Origin of the sequence: Delftia sp. 11MD (genome assembly GCF_050907895.1) — a bacterium.
GTDB lineage: Bacteria > Pseudomonadota > Gammaproteobacteria > Burkholderiales > Burkholderiaceae_C > Comamonas > Comamonas tsuruhatensis.
Window position 1 is genome coordinate 2,585,549 of sequence record NZ_CP194333.1, and the last position, 23,268, is coordinate 2,608,816.

Consider the following 23,268-nt stretch of genomic DNA (forward strand, 5'->3'; position numbering starts at 1 on the left):
CGCTGCGCGTTTCAGTTTGTCAAACGTACAGCGCCTGCGGATTGAACTCGGATTCCTGCAGCGGACGGCTGCGCCAGCCCAGGGCCACGGGCACGTCGCGCAGCCGTGGATTGCCCAGTTCCGGCCAGATATGGCACAGGCCCGGAACCACGACCTTGACGGTGTACAGAGGGATGTCGGGGCGCGAGTGGTCGTAGACGATGGTTTCCAGGCCCAGGCCCCGTGCGATGTCCACGCAGTGCGCAATGGCCCGGGCAATGTCCGGCGGCGCGGTGTCCGCCTGCTGCGCAGGCTGTTGCGGCGGCGCATCGGTGCCGTCCAGCGGATGCAGAAAGGCCTGCACCTGCTGCGGCACGGCAAAGCCCTTGCCCGCCGCGATCAGCTGGCTGATTTCGGTGAGGGCGCGTTCGCAGGCCAGGGCGCGGTCCAGGCTGCAGCCAAAGCCCACGGCCAAATGGCCGGTATCCGCGTGGCGGCCCACGCAGACCACGACCGGTATGCCGAAGTCATGGGTGATGTCCAGCAGCCAGTACGACCATTGCGGGCCGCAGCTGCGCGCCAGGCGCTGGCGCGTGGCTGCGGCGATGCCGTCCAGCGCGATGGCGGGCCTGCGGATCTGGCCGTACCACCAGATGGCGGCGGCGTCGCGCTCCACCAGTTCCATGAAGCCTTGGAGGATTGCTTCTTCCCGCGTGTTGCCGGCCGCGCAGCCGTTGGAGGTCCAGCCCACGTGGTGCTGGCTTTGCGCGGGCGCATGGGCCAGGCAAAAGCCCAGCGGCAGGTAGCGGCGCGCATCGGCGGTCAGGGACCAGGCGGGCGCCCACCACAGAGGTTCGCCCTGGCCGGCGCCGGGGGCCACGGCATGCGGCGGCCTGTCGGCGGCAAAGCGGGCGGTCTGCCGGTCGCTGAAGCGGGCCAGCGCTGTGGGAGGAATGCAGGGCGCATCCAGCTGCGCGGCGGGGGCGACGACCACGGCTTCATCGCCCTGGTGGAAGGCGGCGTAGCGCTCCACGGCTTCGCACATGGCGCTGGCGCGGGCCTGCATGGCCGACAGGCCCTTGCCCAGGCACAGCTGTGTCGGGGGGGCTGCCAGGAAGCCGCTGCCAGGCGCGGGCGTTCTGAAGATTTCGCTGCGGTAGACGGTGAGCGCTTCGTCGGTCTCGGCCGTCAGCGGCGTGACCCGGGCAATCACGCCGGTCAGCGGGCTGACGTGCCGGGACAGGCGCTGCACCGTGGTCTCGGCCGGCACGCTGCGCCAGCCGCCGTCGGCGCGCGCGGCATGCGTGCCGGGAACTGGCGCAATGGGTTCGCGTTGGCGCAGTGCCATCAGCCCCGGTGTGCCGCAGTGCGGGCATTGCGGGCGGGCGGCCACGGGGTGGGCCTGGGGGGGCTCCAGCGTCCACACGGTTTGCGCTGCATCGGTGTGCGCCAGCAGGCGCTGCACCGTGGGCAGCAGGGCCTGCAGCCGCGTGGCGATGAGGTCGGCGCCGGCGCGCACGGGCGGGCAGCGGCCGCTGTCGTGCGGCGGGCCGCCTTGCGCGGCGCGTGCGGGATGGTTGCGTTGCCAGCGGTGCGCCAGGCAATGCCAGCAGGCCGATGCGGTGCCGGCATGGGGCGTGAACAAGGGCCCGGCCATGGCCTGCTCGCCCGCGGGCCGGACCAGCAGCCAGGGCCGGCCTGCGGCACGCTGGCCGGCGTCGATGGCGCCCAGGCGCGGGTCCAGGTAGTCGTCGCAGAAAACGATGGTGAGCGGGGCGGGGGCGGGTGACTGCGTGGCCACGGCCGCAGCCCAGTGGCAGGTGGCTGTGCTGTCCAGCGCTGCAGTCAGCAGGACGATGTCGATCTGCTCCGATGCCTGCAGGCGCACGGGCGGGGCCGAGAAATCCGGTTGCAGATAACCGTGGCCGTTCAAGTCGCTGTGCAGCACCGGCTGGACCAGGCCCTGGCGCAGCAGGGCGCCCAGGGCGTGCAGCATCTGCGCAAGCGGCGCATCGGGCGCTGTGGCGCAGTGCTGCATGAGGCTGGTGCCGGCCTGCAGCGGGGCGTTGAGCGCCAGCACGGCGGCGGAGCCCAGGGCCAGGGTGTCGCGTTCGCTGGTCAGCAAAAGGCGGTCGCCCTGCTGCACGGGGGACAGGAATTTCTCGTGCCAGCGGAAGGCGTCGGCAAACAGGTCCGGGGCCGCAGGCTCAGGCAAGGGACGGGGCTCCCAGTTCAAGGCGGACGACGGCATACGGGTGCTGGCCGGTGGTGGCGTGGAAGGCGGTCTCGAACAGCTGGTGCTGCTGCGAGAACCGGGCATACAGGTGCTCCTGCAGGCTGATGCGGATGGCGGGGTGGATGCGCTCCATCTGGGCGCCGTCCGCAAAGCCGGAGACGACGGGCAGCCGCATGCCGCCCACCTGCATGGGCAGCCGTGCAAGGGCCGGGTGCACATGGTCGAGCACCACGGTGCACGGCGGGCTGCCGGGCGCGGTAAAACGCTGGGCCAGCTGCTGCAGCATGGCCTCCAGCGGCGCCTGGGGAAGGTAGGGGCAGACGCCTTCGAGCAGCACCAGAACGGGCTGGCTGCCGGGCAGGGCGGCGGCGTCCAGCCAGGAGGTGTCGAGGATGGAGCAGGCAAGGCGGGTTTCGTCGCCGTCCATGTATTGATCGCGCAGCGCAATGGCGTCGGGCAGGTCCACGTTCAGCCAGCGTGCGGTGCCGGCCAGGGCCGCCAGGCGGCTGCGCCGCGTGCACAGGCCCGCGCCCAGCGCAATGCACAGGCCGGACGGATGCGCGCTCAGGAATTGCGTGGTGAGCCGGTCGAACAGCTGCGTGCGCAGCACCACGCTGCGCACAAAGGCGGGGTCGGCGGCGTGCGCCTCGCTGGCCTGGGGCAGCGCCGCCGCGATGCGGCACGCCTCGGGGTCGGCAAAGGGCGGCAGGTCGTGCAGCTCCGGGGGAGCTGCCGCACCTGCAGCGCGGGCACGTGCCGCCAGCGTCAGCAGCAAGGTGGCCGTGGCCCCTTGCAGCTGCGCCGGTGCCGTATCAGCAGGTGAAGGGATAGGCGTCACCGGTGTTGTTGTAGGAGGTGAGGGCGATGGCCCACAGGTCCTGCTCGGCGGGTGCCACCGGGTAGTTCAGCACGATGCCGTTCTTGATGGCCGTGCCGTCTGCGCGCTGCAGGTTCCATTCGCCGCGCGCGGCGTCCCAGGTGAAGGCCTGTTCGGTCTCGAAGCGGACCTGGAAGTTGAACGGGTTGTTGTAGCCCAGCCATTGGCTCAGCACGGGGGCCTTGTCCTTGCCGTCGTCGCGCGTCAGCTCCGCGTGGAACTCGGGCGACTGCCAGGCCAGGGCGATGGCGCGCAGCACCACGCCGCCGAAGGCCAGCAGCGAGTCGGGGCCGCCGCCGGGGATGCCCAGGCCCGTGGGCAGGGCAGCCCTGAGCATGCCGTTGTTCGGTTCCTCGAACGAGGTGCTCACGCCCATGAAGTTGGGGAACAGCTGGTAGTAGGCGGCCAGGGCCTCGGAGGCATGGGTCTGGGGCGCCTGGGGCAGGACGATGACGAATTCATCGTCGGGACCGATCCAGCCGGCCGTCAGCACGGGCTTCCATTCGGCGCGCTGGGTGGGGTCGTCGCTCAGGCGCAGCGACACATCGACCTGGGGCCACTGGGTCGGCAGGTTGAAGTCGCGGTGCAGCATGGGCTGGATGTCGCGCTGCCCCAGCAGGTCACGGCGGTAGGCGTCATCCTGCCAGGAGCGGGCGATGGCCCGCAGGTAGGCAAGGCGGAATGCGAGCAACGGTTCAGTATTCTGCAGCTGGGTGGTCATGTGACTTCATCCTCGGTTCAAGAAAAATGCGCTTGGCCGGGCAGGGGCCCGGACAGGTGCACGGACAGTTCAGGCCGCAATGCGGCCAGCTCACTCAGGCGCGCGGCCACGTCCGGCCCGGCGGGTGCCAGGACCTGTGACAGGGCCAGTGCCTCGGTTTCGGTGCGGTACTTGCCGGCAGTGCGCGCAGTCCCGGCCGCCTGGGCCAGGCTGTCCTGCACGGCCGCGTGGTCGGCGCCCATGGCCAGCAGGAAGCGGGCCTTCTTCAGGTGCAGCTCGCTGCTGTGCAGCCGCTCGTCCAGCACGTCGGCCAGGCGCAGGCACTCGTCGATCTTGTCCAGGGCCTCGGTCCAGCGCCCGCTGGCCGCCAGCATTTCGGCGACGAAGGAGCGGTAGTAGGTCTGGCAGTAGCGGCAGCCCATGTCCCAGAGCAGCTGCGCCGTGCCGCTGGCGCGTTCAATGCCCTCGGCGCTGGCGCTGCCTGCGCCGTCACCCAGCGCCCAGCAGCGGATGATGTCCGCATAGCCCGAGAACGCAGGCAGGCCGTAGCGGGCCGTGATGTCCAGCAGTTCGCCCGTGGTGGCCAAGGCGCTTTCCTTGTCGCCACGTGCCTGGTGGACCAGGGCCTGGTAGAGCAGGGCCATGCTCAGGGATGGAATGTGCGAGACCTCGTGCGCCAGGCGCACGGCGTCGGCCGCATCGGCCAGCGCGGCCTGGTCGAAGCCGGCGAACCAGCGCACCAGGGCGCGCCCGCAGGTGGCCCAGACACGCGTGTCGAAGCCGAACTCGGCCGCATGGTGGGCATGGGCCACGGGGTCGTAGCGGGTGATGGCGTCGGTCAGCGCTTCTTCGGCCTGCTCGAATCGGCCGTCGGAGTAGTGGGCCAGTCCCAGGTAGGTCTGGGCGGCCACCAGCACGCCCGTGTCCTGCTGGCGCACGGCCTGCTCCAGCAGCCGGTGGCTGAGCTGGCGCACTTCCTCGCGGTTGCTGGCCACGTGGTGGTAGGTGATCAGCATCCACAAGTGCTGCACCTGCTTGTAGTCGGCCACGGCGTTGGCGCCCGGGCCGGCCAGCAGCTCCTGCGACAGCGCGATGCGTTCCACCACCTGGGCATGGGCCCAGCCGTGCTTGTTCATCAGCGCCTGGGTCACGTAGCTGTTGACGTCCAGACGCGCCTCGCGCTGGGCCACGCCCTGGAGCTGTTGCAGCCAGTCGTCGATGTGGCGCGCGTAGGCAATGGTTTCATCGTTGAGCGAGCGCAGCTGGGTGATGCGCAACTGCCGCACCGCAAGCGCCACGGCCTGGGCGTGGTCTCCGGCGTCCGCCCAGTGCTGGGCCACGCCTGCGGGTTCCGCCGCAACGCGCTGCGGCTGGTGCTGCATCAGGGCCAGGGCCACGTCGCGGTGCAGCAGCCGGCGCTGCGATACCAGCATGCATTCGTAGGCCGTGTCCCGGATCAGCGCGTGGCGGAACATGTAGGCGCCCGGGCCCGCGCGTTCGTCGGCAATCACCAGGCCGGCCTGGCCCAGGGCGGCCAGTTCCTGGCCGACTTCGCCCTGCGGGCGTTCCAGGCAGGCGCACAGCAGGTCGAAGTCGAAGTGCCGGCCCATGGTGGCTGCCAGCTGCAGCAGGGGCTTGAGCGGGCCGATGCGGTCAAAGCGGCTGACCAGCGAGTCGCGCAGCGTGAGCGGAATGGCGGCCGGCAGTCCGGCATGGCGAAAGTCCCAGACGCCGTCCTGCTCCACCAGGTGGGCATCCAGCAGCATGCGCGCCATTTCCTGGATGAACAGCGGCACGCCGTCCGTGCGTTCCACCACGTGGCGGATCACGGCAGGGCTGAGCCGGCGCGGTGCCAGCGTCTGGCGGGCCAGTTCGGTGGCCTGGGCGTCTTCCAGCCGCCGTACGTCCACGCAGTCGGCCTGCAGGCCTTCGGGCGGTTGCCACTGCGGACGCGCCGTGAGCACCAGCAGCACGCGCCGCCCGGGCAGGCGCGCGACCAGTTGCTCCAGCAGTTCGATACTGGTGGGGTCGGCCCAGTGCACGTCCTCGACGACCAGCAGCAGGGGCTCGGCTTCGGACATGTGCAGCAGCCATTGCGCGGTGGACTGCAGCAGCAGCGCCCTTTGCATGACGGCAGAGATGCGGCTGGGCTCGCAGTCGCCCAGGGGCAGCGAGAGCCAGGCGCACAGAATGGGCAGGGCGGCCTCGGCATCGCAGCCTGCGGCGCGCAGGGCTTCGCGCATCTGTTCGCGGTGGTCCTGCGGGGGATCTGCCGCCTCCAGCCGCTGCCGTATCAGGCCCAGGAAAGGGGTCAGTGCGGTGTTGCGGTGCTCGGGCTGGCATTGCAGCACCACGGTGTTCGCGCCCTGTGTCCTGGCGTGGACGAGCAGCATGTCGGCCAGGCAGGATTTGCCGATGCCCGGCTCGCCGCGAATCCACAGCGCATTGCCCCCGGCTTCGCGGGCCCGCGCCCATGCGTCGTGCAGGCGCTGCAGTTCGGGTTCGCGGCCTATGCACTGCAAGGCTGCATCGGACACAGGTCCCTGCAGTAGCTCGGCTGGCTGCTCCAGCTCCAGGCGATAGGTCTGCATGCCCGTGGGCTGGCCGGGCAGGCGCAGGCTGCCGGCCTTCTCGAAGCGCGCATGACGCGACAGCAGGCGGTGGCTGCTTTCGCTGGCCAGCAGGGTGCCCGCATCGGCGATGGCCTCCAGCCGCATGGCCACGTTGACGGCATGGCCCGAGGGTGCTTCGCCGCCGACCACCACGGCCATGCCGGTGTGCAGGCCCATTCGGATTCCGAGGTGCAGTCCGTGGACCTGCTCGATGGCGGCTGCGCGGCTGCGGCTGAGCGTCAGCAGCTCCTGCGCCGTCATGCCGGCTTGGCGGGCATCGGTGTCGCTGGTGTGCGGGTAGCCGAAGAGCACCAGCATGCGGTCGCCCAGCGTGCCCGCCAGCATGCCACCGCGCCGGGTGGCAACGTCGGAGAACAGCGTGAGTTCCTCGCGCTGCAGCAGCTCGATGTCCTCGATGTTCAGTGCCTGCGAGGGCTGGCCTGCGGTGCGTGCCGCGCTGTCCATGGCGTCGGCATCGCTGCCGGGCCACAGCGACACGCTGCAGCACAGCACGGTCAGCTGCCGCACTTCCGAGAAAACGCGCGTGGTGGCCACGGTGCGGGTGAGGTCCGACGGCTGCACCTGGGCGGCTGCGGGCAACTGGCCCACCAGATCGTCCAGCCGCACGCGCATGAGGTCCCTGAGCAGGGCCGCCGCCGAGTCGCTGCGCTCCGCAGGCCGCTTCTTGAGCGCCTTGCGCAGCAAGGTGGCGATGGGGTGGGTGGAGATGGCCGGCGGCAGCTGCACTTCCTGCGGGCTGAGCTGGCGGTGCACGATCTCGGCCACCGAGGCGCCCTGCACGGCGGGCGTGCCCGTCAGGCATTCGAGGAACATCAGTCCCCAGGCATACAGGTCGGTGCGTGCGCTGGGCGGCTCGCCGCGCAGCTGCTCGGGCGCGCTGTAGGCGGGCGTGCCCAGGCACTCGTCGCCCATGGTGAGCTGCGAGACCTGCGGGCCGGCAAACTGCGGAATGACGGTGCCGATGCCGAAGTCCAGCACCATGGCGTGCCGCACGGCGCCCGTGGAGGTGACCATCACGTTGTCGGGCTTGAGGTCGCGGTGCACGATGCCGGCCGCGTGCGCGCAGTCCAGCGCATCGAGCACCTCGGCCATGAGGCGGCCGGCCTCGGCGGCAGTCAGCACGCCCTGGCGGCGGATCAGGCTCTTGAGGGTCTCGCCGGGCACATATTCGAAGACGCCGTAGACGCAGTCGCCTTGCTCGCCCTTGTCCAGCAACTGGACGATGTGCGGATGGTGCAGGGACGCGCACAGCATGGTCTCGCGGTGGAAGCGCTCCACCTGGCGGCCGCCTTCCTGCAGCCTGACGACCTTGATGGCCACCGATGCACCCGTGCGCCGGTGGCGCGCGCGGTAGACGGTGCCGTAGCCACCCGATCCCAAGGTTTCCAGCAGTTCGTAATCGGGTATTTCCAGGGGGGCTGGCGCCACCGGGGTCACCGCAGCTTGCGTGGGGTTGGTGATGGCATCGTGCATTTCAGCCTCGGTTGGGTATCCTCCTGGAGGGTATCCAGTCGTCCATTTGTCATACGGCAGACCGTGCTTTTGATACCGTTCGTTACTATAGCGTACGTCCGAATGCAATTGACTGTTTTTGCCTACGTGCTTGCCCATGGTTGCCGTCGCCGTGGCGTCCGGCGCTCAGTCCCAGCTGGCCGCATTGCGCAGCCGTATGCCGCTGGCATGCAGCGAGCTGTCCCAGACGCCGCGCAGCGGCTGCAGCGAATCGACGATGCGCAGCTCGGTGCCGCATTCCGCTAGCGCTTGCGGCAGATCGACCAGCAGGTCCCGGCGCAGGGGCTGCACGGCCTGCCGGCTCACGTACATGCCGGCGTCCTCCAGGCTTTCAAACGTATCGGCCGGCAGCTCGTACCGGTGTATCCGGGCCGCTTGCAGGCGCGCGGCCCAGGCGGTCTCCACATAGGCCACGGCCAGCGCTCCATCGGGCAGGGCGTTCAGCCATTGGGCCCTGTCTTCGCTGGTGCTGTGCTCGTGCGGCCATATGACGATGCGCGGGCATTCGCGCGGAAACAGGTACAGCCGCTGATGCGTATGGGCGATGGCCCACACGAGGGGGCCGTTGAGCCATTCCTGTCCCTGGCGGCGGGGTGCCGCCTTCAGGACCGGGCGGGGCTGGAATTGCCGGATATCTCCGTCTTCGCTGAAGTGAAAAAGCTGCATGGCGCGCAGTGTAGGGCGCCGCGGTTTGCAGGTGCTGCGCCATCGCCTATGATGCGCGACACCTGTGAATAATCCCAGGTACTCGCAACCCACGGAAAGGTCCATGCACCATGAACGGTCACTGTCTTTGCGGCGCTGTCAGCTTTGTCTCTCCCCAGGCCCGGGAAATCGGGGCCTGCCACTGTGGGTACTGCCGGCGCTGGGGCGGTGGCCCCATGCTGGCGGTGCATTGCGGGCCCGATGTGAAGTTCGAGGGCGGCGAACACATAGGCACCTATGCCTCCTCCGAATGGGCCGAGCGCGCCTTCTGCAGGCAATGCGGTACGCACCTGTACTACCGGCTGCACGCCACGGGCGAGTACTTCGTGCCGGCCGGCGCCTTCGAGTCGCAGGACTTCGAGCTGGCCACGCAGATCTACATCGACAGAAAGCCCGGCTACTACGACTTCGCCAACCAGACGCCGACCATGACCGAGGCCGAGGTCATCGCCCAGTACGCACCCCCGCAGGAATGAGGCACAGCACCATGCCCTTGCACGATGACGCCAGCGGCCTGGCACTGGAGCCTGCCGCACGGCCCGGCGATCCGCTCGATCGCATCGACACACCCAGCCTGGCGCTGGACCTGACGGCCTTCGATGCCAACCTGCGCACCATGCAGGACTGGGCCGACCGCCATGGCGTGGCGCTGCGCCCGCATGCCAAGGCGCACAAGTGCCCCCAGATCGCGCTGCGCCAGCTGGCGCTGGGCGCGCGTGGCATCTGCTGCCAGAAGGTGAGCGAAGCGCTGCCCTTTGTGGCGGCCGGCGTGCGCGACATCCTGATCAGCAACGAGGTCGTGGGGCCGGCCAAGCACGCGCTGCTGGCCCGGCTGGCGCGCAGTGCGCGCATGGCCGTGTGCGTGGACAACGCGGCCAACCTGGTGCAGCTGTCCGAGGCCATGTCGCAGGCGGGCGTGGAGATCGACGTGCTGGTGGAGGTGGACGTGGGTCAGGGCCGCTGCGGCGTCACGGGCCCCGATGCCGTGCTGGCCCTGGCGCGGCAGGCGCGTGATCTGCCGGGCCTGAACTTCGCGGGCCTGCAGGCCTACCACGGAGCGGCGCAGCACCGGCGCAGCCGCGAAGAGCGTGCGCAGGCCTGCCAGGAGGCTGCGAGCCGGGCGGCGGCCTGCGCGCAGCTGCTGCGCGACAACGGCCTGGCGTGCCACACCATCACGGGCGGCGGCACGGGCAGCGTGGAGTTCGATGCGGCCAGCGGCGTCTACACCGAGCTGCAGCCGGGCTCCTATGCCTTCATGGATGGCGACTACGGCGCCAACGAATGGGGCGGGGCGCTGGCCTTTCGCCGCAGCCTGTTCCTGCTGTCCACGGTGATGAGCACGCCCGCGCCGGACCGCGTCATCCTCGATGCGGGCCTGAAATCCACCTCGGCCGAATGCGGCCCGCCCGCCGTCTACGGCACGCCGGGCCTGCGCTGCGTGGCCATCAATGACGAGCACAGCGTGGTATGCGTGGAGCCTGGCGCCCAGGCGCCCGCCCTGGGCAGCGTGCTGCAGCTGCTGCCCTCGCACGTGGACCCGACATTCAACCTGCACGACGAGCTGGTGGTGCTGCAGGGCGGCACGGTGCACGCGCTGTGGCCGATTGCGGCGCGCGGGCTGTCGCGCTGAAGACGGCATGAAAGAAGCCGCCGGCCTTGCGGCGCGGCGGCTTTTTTGCGTCTGCGCCTGCTGTGGCCTGTGGCTTACAGCTCGATCTTGGCGCGGCGGATCACGTCGCCAAAGCGCTTGTTCTCTTCGACGATGAAGGCCTTGAACTCTTCGGGCGTGGGAAAGTAGTTCTCGTAGCCGAAGGTCTGGAACTTGGGCTGGATGTCGGGCTCGCGCAGGACTTTCATGGTGTCCTGGCGGATCTTCTCGACCACGGCCGGCGGCGTGGACTTGGAGACGGCAAAGGCATTCCAGCCGGTGACCACGGCATCGGCCGGGCCGCCGGACTCGGCCACGGTGGGCACGTCTTCATAGCCCTTGAGGCGGTGGGGCGCCAGCACGGCCAGGAAGCGCAGCTTGCCCGAGCGCATCAGCGGGCCGGCCGTGCCCGAGGAGCCCAGCGCAAAGGCCAGCTCGCCCGTGGCCACGCTGGTGTACAGCTGGCTGGTTTCCTTGTAGATGACGTGTTCCATCTTGGTGCCCGTCAGCGACTCCAGCAGGGCCGAGCCCAGGTGCACCGGGTTGCCCACGGACCACGAGCCGTAGTTGAGCTTGCCGGGGCGCGCCTTGGCGTCGGCAATCAGGTCGGCCACGGTCTTGTAGGGGCTGTTGACCGGCACGCAGACGAAGAAGAATGTGCGAAACAGCGGCAGGACGACTTCGAAGTCCTTGTCGATGCTGTAGGGCAGTTTCTTGAACAGGTGGGGATAGGCGGCCAGGTGGACGTTGTCCAGCTGGATGATGTCCGTGCCGTCGGTGGCGCCGCGCTTGAAGGCCTCGATGGCGATGAAGCCGTTGCCGCCAGGGCGGTTTTCCACGATGACGGGCTGGTTCCACAGGCGCGCCAGCTTGTCGGCCACCAGGCGCGAGGTGCCGTCCGGCCCGCCGCCCACGGGGAAGGGGTTGATGATGCGCACCTGCTTGGTGGGCCAGTTGGCGGCGGCACCCGACTGGGCACGCGCGGGTGCCAGGGCGCCCATGGCCAGGGCGCCAAGGGCGAGGCCCGCCTGGCGGCGATTGATGCGGAAGGCGCTGTCTTTCATGGTTTGTCTCCGAGTCGCTGTTGGGCTTGCTGGGTGGCTTGGTCCTATGCCGGCAAGGCACAGGCTGCTCTTGTTTTTACGCTCTCTTGCGGGAGCGGCTGGATCATCCAGTCGCCGCATTGTGTCAGTTCGTTGCAAAGCACCTAGCCGTGGCTGGCGCTAGCAGCTATAGCAAAATGGCATAAGTGAGGAGGCGAGAGAACATGAATTTGCAGCAGATAGAGACGTTCGTGCATGTGGCCGAGACCGGCAGCTTCAGCAAGGCGGCCGTGCTGCTGGAGACGGCCCAGCCCGCACTGAGCCGCCAGGTGCGGGCGCTGGAGACCGAGCTGCGCGAAACCCTGCTGATCCGCACCGGCCGCGGCGTGACCCTGACCGACGCCGGCCGCCGCCTGCTGGAGCACGGCCACGCCATCATGCAGCGCGTGGCGCTGGCCAAGGAGGATCTGGGCAGCCAGCGCGACGAGCCCGTGGGCCGCATCGTGGTGGGCCTGCCGCCCAGCCTGGCGCGGCGCCTGACGCTGCCGCTGATCGATCTGTTCAGCAAGGACATGCCCAAGGCCCGCCTGGCCGTGGTCGAGGGCTTTTCCATGAACATTGCCGAATGGCTGACCTCGGGTCGCATGGACCTGGGCCTGGTCTATACGCCCGAGCCGCATCCGCACATTGAGGTCACGCCCGTGCTGGAAGAGCGCCTGTGCCTGATCGGCCCGACGCGCACGCTGGGCGGGCGCAGCAGCGTGCGCTTTGAAGAGCTGTCGCAGTTTCCGTTGATCATGCCGCAGCACGGCCAGATCTTCCGCAAGCTGATGGAGGCCCAGGCCACGCTGTCCCAGGTCAAGCTCAACGTGGTCTGGGAAGTGTCCAGCGTGCCGGCCATCCTGGACCTGGTGCGCGGCGGCTACGGCTACGCCGCGCTGACCGACAGCGCCATGCACAGCCACCTGACCGATGCCGAGCTGGTGGGCATTCCCATCGAGTCGCCCCATGTGGTGAGCACGCTGTGCCTGGCGCAGTCGGCCAAGAAAAAGGCCACGCCGCTGATCCGAAAGACCTCGCTGGCCCTGCGCGAACTGAGCCGGCTGGTGTGCGCGCCGCTCTGAGCGGCTGCAGCGACGGCGGCAGGTCGCAGGTCAGCAGGCCTCAGAGCAGCGGCCGCAGCTCCCGCGCCGCCTCCTGCAGCAGCGGCAGCAGCTCGGCCACCATGTCGGCCGGCGCCATGCGCTGGGGCGAGGTCACGATGTTGAGCGCGGCCACCGTGCAGCCCTCCATGTTGCGCAGCGGCACGGCCAGGGCCTGCACGGCCAGCTCATGCTCTTCCAGGGCCAGGCAGAAGTCCTGTCGGCGCACTTCGTCCAGCACGCCTTCGAGCGCTGCGCTGTCGGTGACCGTGTGGGCGGTCAGGCGCCGCAGATCGTGCGAGGCCAGCCATTGCCTGAGCTCGGCCGCAGGCAGGGCGGCCAGCAGCACGCGGCCGGTGGAGGTGGCGTGGGCGGGCAGGCGGCTGCCCAGGTGCAGGCCGTGGGCCATGAGGCGCTGGCCGCGCTCGTGCAGGGCGCTGCGCGCCACGATGACCACCTCGTGGCCATCGCGCACCACGCAGGAAAACGACAGCTGGGTCTGCGCCGCCAGCCGGTACAGCACGGGCTGGACGATGCGCGGCAGCCGCGCCGAGGCCAGGTAGCTGCCCGACAGCCGCAGCACCTTGGGCGCCAGCCAGAAATGGCTTCCGTCCGTCTCCAGGTAGCCCAGGTGCGTCAAGGTCAGCAGATGGCGGCGCGCGGCCGTGCGCGTGATGCCAGAGCGCTCGGCCGCCATGGTGGCGTTCAGGCGCTGGCGCTCGGTGTCGAAGCTCTCCAGCACGGCCAGGCCCTTGGCCAGTCCGGCGATGAAGTCATCGGGGTCGATGGGAAAGGGCTGGTTCATGGGCGGGGAGGGCGGGCATGCAGGTAGTGCGCGATTGTCGCGCAGATTGCGCGATCACCGCGCAACGCGTGCTGCAGCCCCTCGTCTTTGCGCTGCCTCAAAACTAATCTTGGGCGCAGGCCATGGCATGAACCGGCCATGACATCGAACAACGCAACGGAGACAGATCAATGCGCACCCAAGTCGCCATCATCGGCGCAGGCCCTGCCGGCCTGCTTCTCGGCCAGCTGCTGTACTGCGCGGGCATAGACAACGTCATCATCGAGCAGCGCAGCGCCGACTACGTGCTGGGCCGCATCCGCGCCGGCGTGCTGGAACAGGTCACCGTGGACCTGCTGGAGCAGGCCGGCGCCGATGCCCGCATGCGCGCAGAAGGCCTGCCGCACGACGGCATCGAGCTGCTGTTCGGCGGCCAGCGCCACCGCATCGACCTGCACGGCCTGACCGGCGGCAAGCGCGTCATGGTCTACGGCCAGACCGAGGTCACGCGCGACCTGATGGAAGTGCGCGCCGCCGAGGGCCTGACCACCGTCTACGAGGCCAGCAACGTGCAGCCCGTGGGCTTCGATGGCGACAGCCCCGTCGTGCGCTACAAAAAGGACGGCCAGGTCCATGAGCTGCAATGCGACTTCATCGCGGGCTGCGACGGCTTTCACGGCATCTGCCGCGCCAGCGTGCCCCAGGACAAGGTGCGCACCTTCGAGAAGGTCTATCCCTTCGGCTGGCTGGGCCTGCTGTCGGACACGCCGCCCGTCTCGCACGAACTGATCTACGCCCAGACCGAGCGCGGCTTCGCACTGTGCAGCCAGCGCAGCGCCACGCGCAGCCGCTACTACCTGCAGGTGCCGCTGACCGAAAAGGTCGAGGACTGGAGCGACGAGGCCTTCTGGAACGAACTGCGCCTGCGCCTGGACCCCGAGGCCCGCGAGCGCCTGGTGACCGGCCCCTCGCTGGAAAAGAGCATTGCCCCGCTGCGCAGCTTCGTGACCGAGCCCATGCGCTTCGGCCGCCTGTTCCTGGCCGGCGACGCGGCCCACATCGTGCCGCCCACGGGCGCCAAGGGCCTGAACCTGGCCGCCTCGGACGTGGGCTACCTGTCCAGCGCCTTCGCGCAGTACTACCGCGACAAGGCGCCCGAAGGCATCGACGGCTACTCCGAGCAATGCCTGCGCCGCGTCTGGAAGGCCGAGCGCTTTTCGTGGTGGATGACCTCGCTCATGCACCGCTTCCCCGACGCGGGCGGCTTCGACACCAAGGTGCAGGAGGCGGAGCTGGACTACATCGTCAACTCCCGGGCAGGCTCGACCTCGCTGGCGGAGAACTATGTGGGGTTGCCGCTGGTGTGAGGGCCGGCGTGAGGCCCCGGGCGCCGCCGAGGCTGCGCCCGCATTGATGCGCGCCTGTCGCCACAGCATTGCGCAAATTTGCAGGCCGCCTCGCCCGGACGGGCACGGGCGAGGAGTAAGCTTGGCAGGTTATGGCGCACATCACGTTTCCCCCTCCCTATATCGCTCCCCAGAATGCAGCGCAGTCGCTGCGCGACGCAGGCTATGCGGTGCTGCGCCCCGATGAATTCGCGGCCTGGGCAGGCGTGTCATTGACCGAGCTGCATGCGCTCGATGCCGACTGGGCCCAGCTGCCGCCCGATGCCTTTCTGAAGGACGGCGGGCGCTACCGGCGCCGCCGCCATTCCTGCTTCATCGCCGGGCAGGACGGGCTGCAGCAGGTGGAGCACCGCGCGCACTGGCAGCCGGTGGAATACAACGCCCTGCATGGCGGCATGCTGCGCATGTTCGAGCCCATGCGCGATGCCACGGCGCAAAGCGCCACCTGGAGCCGGCTGCTGCTGGCGCTGGCGGGCCTGTCCGACCAGGTGTTCTGCGCCCAGGGCGATGATGTGCAGCACGAGCGCTGGTTCATCGAGTCCCACCAGTTCCGCATCGACACCACGGACGGCATTGGCCGGCCCACCCCCGAAGGCGCGCACCGCGACGGCGTGGACCTGGTGGCCGTGATCCTGGTCGGGCGCGAGGGCGTGAAGGGCGGCGAGACACGCATCTTCGAGGCCACGGGCCCCAGCGGCCAGCGCTTCACGCTGACCGAGCCCTGGTCGGTGATGCTGCTGGACGATGCCCGCATGATCCACGAGACCACGCCCATCCAGCCCGAGCAGCCGGGCGGCGTGCGCGATACCCTGGTGCTGACCTATCGCCGCCAGGGTTTCCAGGGCTCGGAGCTGACGCGTCGCCGCAAGGATTGATGCAGCTCAAGACGCTGGCGCATGATGGGCGCACACTTTGGTTCATCGACCCGGCCGCCTCCGATTGTTGACGGCGGCCAAGCACAAAGGAGAAAACGCATGTTCAAGCACATCCTGGTTCCCGTGGACGGCTCCAACAGTTCGATGCTGGCGGTTCACAAGGGCGTGGAGCTGGCCAAGGCCTTTGGCAGCACGCTGACGGCGGTCTACGTGGTGGACCCCTATCCGTTCACGGGCGTGGGCGCCGACTTCGCCTACGGCCAGTCGCAGTACCTGAGCGCGGCCACGGCCGAGGCCAACACCACGCTGGACGCCGTCAAGAAGATCACCGACGAGGCCGGCATCACCGCCACCACCGTGGTGGGCGAAGGCCATGCGGTGCACGAAGGCATCGTGCGTGTGCTCGAGAGCACGGGCGCCGACCTGATCATCATGGGCTCGCAAGGCCGCCGTGGCCTGGAAAAGCTGATGCTGGGCAGCGTGACCCAGCGCGTGCTGGGCGCCGTGCGCGTGCCGGTGCTGGTGGTGCGCGAGTAATCACCGGGCCGCTCGGCCCTTCGCCGGGTGAAACGTCAACGGCTCCCTCGGGAGCCGTTTTTATTGGTGCGCTGCAGGGGGAGAGGGCGATCAGCGATTGAGCAGCCGTGCCAGCCAGCCCTTTTTCTTGCGCTGCAGTTCCAGCTCCTGCAGCACTTCGTTCTTGAGCCTTTCCTTCTCGGCGGCAGGACTGGACTCGCGCGCCATGCGCAGATAGGCCTTGGCCGAGTCCACGTAGCCGGTGTCTTCGTTGCGGATGTGGTTGAACAGCCAGCGCGAGAGCATGCCGTGCAGCTCGGCGGCCACGTCCTCGCCGGCATCGAAGCGGGTCTGCATCTCGATCACGCGGCGCGTGAACAGCTCGTGCACTTTCTTGTGCGGGCCGGCGAACATGTAGCCGGCGCTCTCGATCAGGCTTTCCTCGAACACGAAGTGCGAGACGGTGTAGTCGATCATCTCGCCGATGACATCGCCCAGGGCCTCGCGGTCGGGCGAGGAGCGCAGCTCGTAGAGCTTGTTGATGTAGTCGACGATGCGGCGGTGCTGCCTGTCGATCTCTGCAATTCCGGTGTCCAGCTCGGGGACCCAGACCAGCAATGCCATGGCGTTCTCCAGGAATTCGATGATTTCCGGAGAAGTATTCACGGGACTGTCACATCGCCCCTTGATGCAGATCAGTCTGATCTGCATCAAGGAGACGCGGCGTCACTCGATCTTGGCGCCCGAGGACTCGACGATCTGCTTGGACTGCCTGAAGTCGGCCTGGAACATCTTGTCGAAGTCGGCCACGGTCATGGACTGGGGCTCGGCGCCCTGGGTCTGGATGGCGTCGCGCACTTCGGGCATGGCCAGCAGCTTGTTCACTTCGGCGTTGACCTTGGTCACGATGGCCGTGGGCGTGCCCTTGGGCATGAACAGGCCGTACCAGGTGCTCACGTCAAAGCCCTTGAGGCCCGATTCGGCCAGCGTGGGCGTGTCGGGCAGCGAGGACGAGCGCTTGGCCGAGGTCACGGCGATGGCGCGCAGCTTGCCGGCCTTGATCTGGCCGATGGCCGAGGGCACGGAGGACACCAGCAGGTCCACGTTGCCGGCCAGCGCATCCATCAGGGCCGGGTTGGAGCCCTTGTAGGGCACGTGCACCAGCTGGATGCCCGCCGCTTTCTCCAGCAGCACGCCCGAGAGGTGGATGCTGGTGCCATTGCCCGGCGAGCCGTAGGTCACCTTGCCCGGGTGCTGCTTGGCAGCGGCCACGATGTCGGCCAGGGTCTTGTAGGGCGAGTTCACGCTGGTGGCGATCACGATGGGCGTGTAGGCCACGTGGGCCACGGGCACCAGGTCCTTGACGGGGTTCCAGGGCAGGTTCTTGTAGAGGTAGGGGCCCAGGACCACGTTGTCCTTCTGGCCCATGACCATGTCGTAGCCCGTGGGCGCCGCCTTGGCGGCCTCGGTGATGCCGATGGTGCCGCCTGCACCCGCGCGGTTGTCGGGCACCACGGTCCACTTGCTGACTTCGGTGAGCTTGTTGGACACCACGCGCGCGAGGATGTCGGTGCCGCCGCCGGGCGGGAAGGGCACGATCATGCGCACGGGCTTGTTCGGATAGTCGGCAGCCGCACCTTGGGCGGCTGCGGAAAAGCTCAGGCCCATGGCGGCGGCCACGGCGGTGCAGGTGATCAGTTGGCGGAACATGAAAGAAGAAACTCCAGGGTCTGATGGGGCGGTGCAACCCTCTCGCAGCGGACCGGCAGTGCCGGGCCGCCCATGCGGTGGGTTGTCGATGATCGGGGAGGGTGGTTCCGCCATCTTGCATTGGGAAACCCGCTATTTGGGCGGATTTCCGCAATCTGTGCCACAGGGGCTTCCACCAAGGAGCAGCTTGTGCCTGCTCCAGAGGGAAGCGGGCTATTTTATGCCGCCTTGGTGCCTGGCCGCAGGCCAGGCGCTCAGCCCTGCGCCAACTGCCTGTCCAGCACGCGCACCGTCTCGTACAGCACCCGGGTGCCGTCCAGCAGCTGGGACGGCTCTATCCATTCCTCGGGCGCGTGGCTGCGGCCGTGGAGGCAGGGGATGAAGATCATGCCCATGGGGCCGGTGGGCGCCATGTAGACGGCGTCATGGCCGGCGCCGCTGGGCATGCGCATGTGGGCGTAGCCCAGGTTGTCGCAGGCCTGCTCCACGCCCTGCATGACCAGGCCAGCGCAGTCCGTGGGCTGGGAGCGGCTCACGTCGGCCATCTCGGCACGCACGCGCAGGGCGGCCAGGCCGGGCAGGACTTCGGCCAGCAGTTCCTCGGGGAAGCGCTCCAGCACGCCGGCGTGGTCGCTGCGCACTTCCATCATCATCTCGACCAGGCCGGGCACGGCATTGGAGGCATTGGGCGTGAGCGAGAGCCGGCCCACGGTGGCCACCACATAGTGGGGTTGGCCATTGAGCGCAGCGGCCTTGCGGTTGGCCGCATCGATGATGCGCGCCGCGCCCACCAGCGCGTCCTGTCGGATGTCCATGGGCGTGGTGCCTGCGTGGTCGGCCTGGCCGTGCACGGTGAAGCCCACGCGGCGTATGCCCACGATGTTCGTCACCACGCCAATGGGCAGGCCGCGCTGCTCCAGCACCGGGCCCTGCTCTATGTGCAGCTCCACGAAGGCGGCCGTGCCGCCGGCGCTGCGCAGCGGGCGGTGCAGCGCCTCGGGCCGCGCGCCGATGCGCCGCATGCCTTCGGCCAGGGTTTCGCCTTGCGGGTTGCGGGCGGCCAGCATGGCGGCGTCCAGCTTGCCCGACAGCGCGCGGCTGCCTATGCAGGAGATGCCGTAGTCGCTGGGCTCCTCGGACAGGAAGTCGATCACCTCGAACGGGTGCTGCAGGGCGATGCCGTTTTCATGCAGGCAGTGCGCCACCTCGATGCCGGCCAGCACGCCGATGATGCCGTCGAAGCGCCCGCCCATCATCACAGTGTCGCAGTGCGAGCCGGTGGAGATGGGGGCGCGTTCTGCGCCGCCCGCAGCGGCCTGGGCAGCCGGCAGGCGGCCGACCAGATTGCCGCCTTCATCCAGATGCACCTGCATGCCCGCGGCCGCGAACTCGGCGCGCAGCCAGGCGCGGGCCTGGTCGAACTCGGGCGAGAAGGCGCGGCGGGTCCAGGGCCGGTCGGGCAGGGTGAAGGTGGACAGGGTCTGGACACGGCGCCAAAGGCGCTCGGCATTGATGGGGGGCAGGGCGGTCATGGGTCTCGGTGAGTTCTGCGGCAGGCGCGCGAGCCGCGCAGGCAGGCTGGGCGAAGCGGGGATTGTCGCGCGCAAAGGCGGTGCTCATGCAGACGTGCGCAGGCTCCTGAGCAACCGCTCCAGCGTGTCGAAGCTCACGGGCTTGACCAGGTGGTGGTCCATGCCGGCCTCGCGCGATCGTCTCAGGTCATCCTCCTGCCCCCAGCCCGTGAGGGCGATCAGCAGGACCTGGTCGCGGCCCTGACGGGCGCGGATGCGGCGCGCAACTTCCAGGCCGTCCATGCCGGGCAGGCCGATGTCCAGCAGCACGACGTCGGGCCTGAAGGCGTCGTGCATGGCCAGCGCGCCGGGGCCGTCGCGGGCGATCTCGACCTCGGCTCCCAGCAGCCCTAGCAGCATGGACAGGGTGTCGGCCGCGTCCGCGTTGTCATCGACCACCAGGATGCGGCCGAAGGCTGGCGCGTCCCCGGACTGCGCGCCTGCGGCCGGTCCGGGCAGGGAGGGCACATCGGCGGGTGCATGGGCGGATGCATCGGCAGGTGCATGGGCCGGCAAGGGCAGGCGCAGCCGCAATTCGCTGCCCTGGCCCGGACCTTCGCTGAGCGCCTGCACGCTGCCGCCGTGCATCTCCACCAGGCTGCGCACCAGGGTCAGGCCGATGCCCAGGCCCCCCTGGCCCCGGCGGCCGCCGCGGTCCACCTGCATGAACATGTCGAAGATCCTGTCCAGCAGCGCGGCGGGGATGCCTATGCCGTCGTCACGCACGGAGATCACGGCCTGCGCACCCTCTGCCCAGGCCGCCAGCACGACGTGGCCGCCGGGATCGGTGTACTTGGCGGCATTGTTGAGAAGGTTGGTGACCATTTGCGCCAGCCGCACGGGGTCGGCCGGCAGCAGCAGGGTCTCGGCGGGCAGCTCCAGCCGAAGCTGGTGGCCGCCGGATTCCATGACCGCATGGCTGGCCGCCGCCACGCCTTGCAGCACGTTGTTCAGGTCCACCACCTCCTTGCGCAGCTGGACCTTGCCCGTGGTGATGCGCGAGACCTCCAGCAGGTCGTCCACCATGCGCACCATGTGGTTGACCTGGCGCTCCAGCATCTCCTGGCTGCGGCGCGCGCTGTCGTCGCCATGGACGGTGCGCTTGAGGATTTGCAGGCCGTGGCTGATGGGTGCCAGCGGATTGCGCAGCTCGTGGGCCAGGGTTGCCAGGAACTCGTCCTTGCGCCGGTCGGCCTCCCTGAGGTGCTGCTCGGCGCGCTTGAGTTCGGTGATGTCCTGGATGACGGAGCAGGTGCCCACGAGCTGCCCGCCGTCATCGCGCAGCGGAGCGGCGCTGACGCGCATCCACCATTCGCGGCCCTCGTCGTCGGTGTGCAGCATCTCCAGCCCCGGCATGACCACCTCGCCGCGCAGCGCGCGCCTGCCGGGCCAGTTCTCGGGCGGTATGGGCCGGCCCTTGTCGTCCCAGCCGCGCCAGCGCTGCACGCGGTCGGCAAGGGTGGACGGGATGGCGCGCGGGACGAATCGGTCCATGAGCGCATTGCTGAGCACCATGGTGCCGCCCATGTCGGACACGCCCACGCCCGCCGGCATCTGGTCGATGATGGCGCGCAGCCTTTTCTCGTTGGCGCGCAGGGCGGCATGGGCCTGCTCGCGCACGCGCTCGAGCTGCAGCAGCGAGGCGACGCGCGCCAGCAGCTCGCGCGCCGAAAAGGGCTTGACCAGGTAGTCGTCCGCGCCTGCGCGCAGGCCTTCGACCTGGGCCTCCTGGCCTGCACGCGCGGACAGCATGATGACGGGGATGGAGCGCGTGGCCTCGTCGCTGCGCAGCGCATGCAGCAACTCGAAGCCGTCGAGCACGGGCATCATCACGTCGGCAATCACGAGATCGGGCCGCTGGCGCCGGATGCAGTCCAGCGCGGCCCGGCCGTCGCCGGCCACCTCCACCTCGTACAGCGGACGCAGCAACTGGCCGATGTAGCCGCGCATGTCGGCGTTGTCGTCGGCGCAGACGATGCGCGGCCGGGGGCCTTGCGGTTCGGCCCCAGCCGGCACGCCGTGCGGGGCGTGCGTGGGCGATTCGCCCGGCACCCACTGCCGCGTCTCGTCCACGAGCTGGCGTGCGGCCGGGGCGCCCGCGCCGTGCCCCGGCGGCGGCGGGGTTGACGGTGCCGCGATGGGGTTCACCTGTTCGGCCGGCAGGTGCGCGCTGCCCTTGGGCAGCCGCACGGTGAAGCGGCTGCCCTCGCCCTCCGTGCTGGTGACCGTGATGGTGCCGCCATGCAGCCGCACCAGTTCCTGCACCAGGGCCAGGCCGATGCCCGTGCCCTCGTGCGTGCGGGCGGGCTTGCCCGGAATGCGGTGAAAGCGCTGGAAAAGATGGGGCAGGTGCTGGGGTGCGATCCCCGAGCCGGTGTCGCTGACGGACAGCTCCACCGCAGGGCCCGCGTCGTGCAGCGCCACGGCGATCTCGCCCTGCAAGGTGAACTTGAAGGCGTTGGACAGCAGGTTGAGCACGATCTTTTCGTACATGTCCTGGTCCACGTAGACCGGCCCTTGCAGTGGCGGGCAGTCCACGCGCAGCCGCAGGCCCGCCTGCTCCATGGCCGAGCGGAACACGCTGGCCAGCTCGGCCGTGGCGCGGGCCAGATCCGTGGGCTCGTAGCTGGCCTGCATGCGCCCGGCCTCGATGCGCGCGAAGTCCAGCAGGGCGTTGACCAGCTTTTGCAGGCGCAGCGCGTTGCGGTGGACCATCTGCGCCTGATCGGGCGGCAGGTGGCCGCCGTGCTCGCGCAGGGCGTCGTCCAGCGGCCCCAGGATCAGCGTCAGCGGCGTGCGCAGCTCGTGGCTGACGTTGGAGAAGAACACGGTCTTGGCACGGTCCACCTCGGCCAGGGCCCGGGCGCGCCGCGCTTCCTGCTCATAGGCCACGGCGTGCGCGACAACGCCGCCCGTGTGGCTTGCCACCATATCGAGGAAGGCGCAGTACTCCGCATCCAGCGGGCGGCGCGGGCTGACGCCCAGCACCAGCACGCCCGAGGCCTGGCCGTCGCCCGACCAGCGAACGGGCACGATGCGCGCCAGGCGCGAGGGTTCGGGCCAGGGGCCGCCAGGCAGGGTCAGGCCCAACTGCGCCAGGTCCACGTTGGCCGGCTGGCCCGATTGCACGGCCTGGGCCAGCGGCCAGGGCGCGGGGTCGGCCGCCAGGTCGGTGTCCATGCCGGTGGAGCACAGCAGCTGGAAGGCCGGGGGAGCGGTGTCTGCGCTGCCTGCATCCGGGGCGGCCTGGCATTCGTAGATGATGGCGAAGGGCACGTCGTAGGGGTTTTCATCCAGCACGGCGCAGACCTTTTCGCCCGCGTCCTTGGCACTGCGCATGTCCAGCGTGCGGATGCCCAGGCGGTGCAGCGTCTCCAGGCGCCGCCGGCTGACGATTTTCTCGGTGGTGTCGGTGCAGGGACAGAACACGCCCTGCACGGTGATGCCGTCATCGGCCAGGATGGGGCCGTAGGTGAAGGTGACGAAGACCTCTTCCTGCGGCAGCTCGCGGTCGAAGAAGTAGCGCGCATCGGTGGACCAGGTGGCCTGGCCCGTGCGCAGCACGCCCTCCAGCATGGGGCCGATGTCGTCCCAGATCTCGCTCCAGCATTGCGCGCCGGCCTGTCCCAGCGCCTTGGGGTGCTTGCTGGTGCCCAGGAAGGGAATGTAGGCGTCGTTGTAGATCAGCCGGAAGTCATCGCCCCACCAGATGATGATGGGAAAGCGCGAGCCCAGCATCAGGCTGGCGGCGTTGCGCAGGCTTTGCGGCCAGCTCTGCGGCGAGCCCAGGGGCGTGCCCTCCCAGTCGTGGGCGCGCACGCGCGCCGCCATTTCGCCGCGCTGCGGCAGGAATCCAAAACTGTCTTCTGAATTCACGGGTTCTCCCACGGGATTGCCGACTTCGCGGGCC

Annotated in this window: 17 protein-coding genes; 6 read left to right on the plus strand and 11 right to left on the minus strand. The window is 69.3% G+C overall.

Going from position 1 to position 23,268, the window contains the following annotated elements; all coding sequences use genetic code 11:
* Window positions 1-19 precede the first annotated feature (19 nt).
* The 5 genes from ACRSCF_RS11685 to ACRSCF_RS11705 form a co-directional block, all read right to left on the minus strand.
* Window positions 20-2,230: a TOMM precursor leader peptide-binding protein gene (locus tag ACRSCF_RS11685; RefSeq protein WP_324623135.1), complete on the minus strand. Its 2,211-nt coding sequence runs from the start codon at window positions 2,228-2,230 to the stop codon at window positions 20-22.
* Window positions 2,187-3,053 carry a class I SAM-dependent methyltransferase gene (locus ACRSCF_RS11690; RefSeq protein WP_244388062.1) on the minus strand — a complete coding sequence of 289 codons (867 nt, stop codon included), beginning with the start codon at window positions 3,051-3,053 and terminating at the stop codon, window positions 2,187-2,189. Before ACRSCF_RS11690 ends, ACRSCF_RS11685 begins: the two co-directional genes overlap by 44 nt.
* On the minus strand, window positions 3,028-3,813 hold the full coding sequence (locus ACRSCF_RS11695; RefSeq protein WP_016446373.1) for a BMA_0021/BMA_0022 family TOMM bacteriocin: 786 nt from the start codon (window positions 3,811-3,813) through the stop codon (window positions 3,028-3,030). Before ACRSCF_RS11695 ends, ACRSCF_RS11690 begins: the two co-directional genes overlap by 26 nt.
* A gap of 17 nt (window positions 3,814-3,830) precedes the next feature.
* Complete coding sequence (locus tag ACRSCF_RS11700) at window positions 3,831-7,919, minus strand: TOMM system kinase/cyclase fusion protein (protein WP_244388063.1); 4,089 nt, start codon at window positions 7,917-7,919, stop codon at window positions 3,831-3,833.
* Between the two features lie 165 nt (window positions 7,920-8,084).
* The gene (locus tag ACRSCF_RS11705; RefSeq protein WP_034366130.1) at window positions 8,085-8,624 is read right to left on the minus strand and encodes a DUF6886 family protein; all 540 of its coding nucleotides are present in this window, start codon (window positions 8,622-8,624) and stop codon (window positions 8,085-8,087) included.
* A gap of 110 nt (window positions 8,625-8,734) precedes the next feature.
* Between ACRSCF_RS11705 and ACRSCF_RS11710 the strand changes: the two genes are divergently transcribed.
* Both ACRSCF_RS11710 and ACRSCF_RS11715 read left to right on the plus strand, forming a co-directional pair.
* On the plus strand, window positions 8,735-9,139 hold the full coding sequence (locus ACRSCF_RS11710; protein WP_016446370.1) for a GFA family protein: 405 nt from the start codon (window positions 8,735-8,737) through the stop codon (window positions 9,137-9,139).
* Window positions 9,140-9,150: 11 nt separating this feature from the next.
* Entirely contained in the window at window positions 9,151-10,293 is a 1,143-nt protein-coding gene (locus ACRSCF_RS11715; protein ID WP_034366180.1) for a DSD1 family PLP-dependent enzyme, read from the plus strand.
* Window positions 10,294-10,367: 74 nt separating this feature from the next.
* Here the strand turns inward: ACRSCF_RS11715 and ACRSCF_RS11720 are convergent, their stop codons facing one another.
* Window positions 10,368-11,375, minus strand: coding sequence for a Bug family tripartite tricarboxylate transporter substrate binding protein (locus ACRSCF_RS11720; protein WP_046238589.1), 1,008 nt, complete (start codon window positions 11,373-11,375; stop codon window positions 10,368-10,370).
* A 203-nt stretch (window positions 11,376-11,578) separates the two neighbouring features.
* Here ACRSCF_RS11720 and ACRSCF_RS11725 point away from each other — a divergent pair, with 203 nt between their 5' ends.
* On the plus strand, window positions 11,579-12,478 hold the full coding sequence (locus tag ACRSCF_RS11725; RefSeq protein ID WP_034366132.1) for a LysR family transcriptional regulator: 900 nt from the start codon (window positions 11,579-11,581) through the stop codon (window positions 12,476-12,478).
* Window positions 12,479-12,518: 40 nt separating this feature from the next.
* Here ACRSCF_RS11725 and ACRSCF_RS11730 read toward each other — a convergent pair whose 3' ends face one another.
* Window positions 12,519-13,301 (minus strand): IclR family transcriptional regulator domain-containing protein, encoded by a 783-nt coding sequence (locus ACRSCF_RS11730; RefSeq protein ID WP_034366134.1) that lies wholly within the window; start codon window positions 13,299-13,301, stop codon window positions 12,519-12,521.
* A 170-nt stretch (window positions 13,302-13,471) separates the two neighbouring features.
* Here ACRSCF_RS11730 and pobA point away from each other — a divergent pair, with 170 nt between their 5' ends.
* The 3 genes from pobA to ACRSCF_RS11745 all read left to right on the plus strand — a co-directional run bounded on the left by pobA (window position 13,472) and on the right by ACRSCF_RS11745 (window position 16,098).
* Window positions 13,472-14,647 carry a 4-hydroxybenzoate 3-monooxygenase gene (gene pobA / locus ACRSCF_RS11735; protein ID WP_244388064.1) on the plus strand — a complete coding sequence of 392 codons (1,176 nt, stop codon included), beginning with the start codon at window positions 13,472-13,474 and terminating at the stop codon, window positions 14,645-14,647.
* Between the two features lie 131 nt (window positions 14,648-14,778).
* Entirely contained in the window at window positions 14,779-15,561 is a 783-nt protein-coding gene (locus tag ACRSCF_RS11740) for a 2OG-Fe dioxygenase family protein (RefSeq protein ID WP_016451485.1), read from the plus strand.
* Window positions 15,562-15,660: 99 nt separating this feature from the next.
* Window positions 15,661-16,098, plus strand: a complete 438-nt coding sequence (locus tag ACRSCF_RS11745; RefSeq protein ID WP_012206159.1) for a universal stress protein — start codon at window positions 15,661-15,663, stop codon at window positions 16,096-16,098.
* Between the two features lie 90 nt (window positions 16,099-16,188).
* Here the strand turns inward: ACRSCF_RS11745 and ACRSCF_RS11750 are convergent, their stop codons facing one another.
* From ACRSCF_RS11750 to ACRSCF_RS11765, 4 genes are all read right to left on the minus strand, one after another.
* A complete protein-coding gene (locus ACRSCF_RS11750; protein WP_223275325.1) occupies window positions 16,189-16,743 on the minus strand; it encodes a bacteriohemerythrin in 555 nt (184 codons plus the stop codon).
* Window positions 16,744-16,803: 60 nt separating this feature from the next.
* On the minus strand, window positions 16,804-17,787 hold the full coding sequence (locus ACRSCF_RS11755; protein ID WP_034366137.1) for a Bug family tripartite tricarboxylate transporter substrate binding protein: 984 nt from the start codon (window positions 17,785-17,787) through the stop codon (window positions 16,804-16,806).
* 254 nt (window positions 17,788-18,041) lie between these two features.
* Window positions 18,042-19,319 (minus strand): Zn-dependent hydrolase, encoded by a 1,278-nt coding sequence (locus ACRSCF_RS11760; protein WP_133074084.1) that lies wholly within the window; start codon window positions 19,317-19,319, stop codon window positions 18,042-18,044.
* Window positions 19,320-19,403: 84 nt separating this feature from the next.
* The gene (locus ACRSCF_RS11765; protein ID WP_432675816.1) at window positions 19,404-23,234 is read right to left on the minus strand and encodes an ATP-binding protein; all 3,831 of its coding nucleotides are present in this window, start codon (window positions 23,232-23,234) and stop codon (window positions 19,404-19,406) included.
* Window positions 23,235-23,268 lie beyond the last annotated feature (34 nt).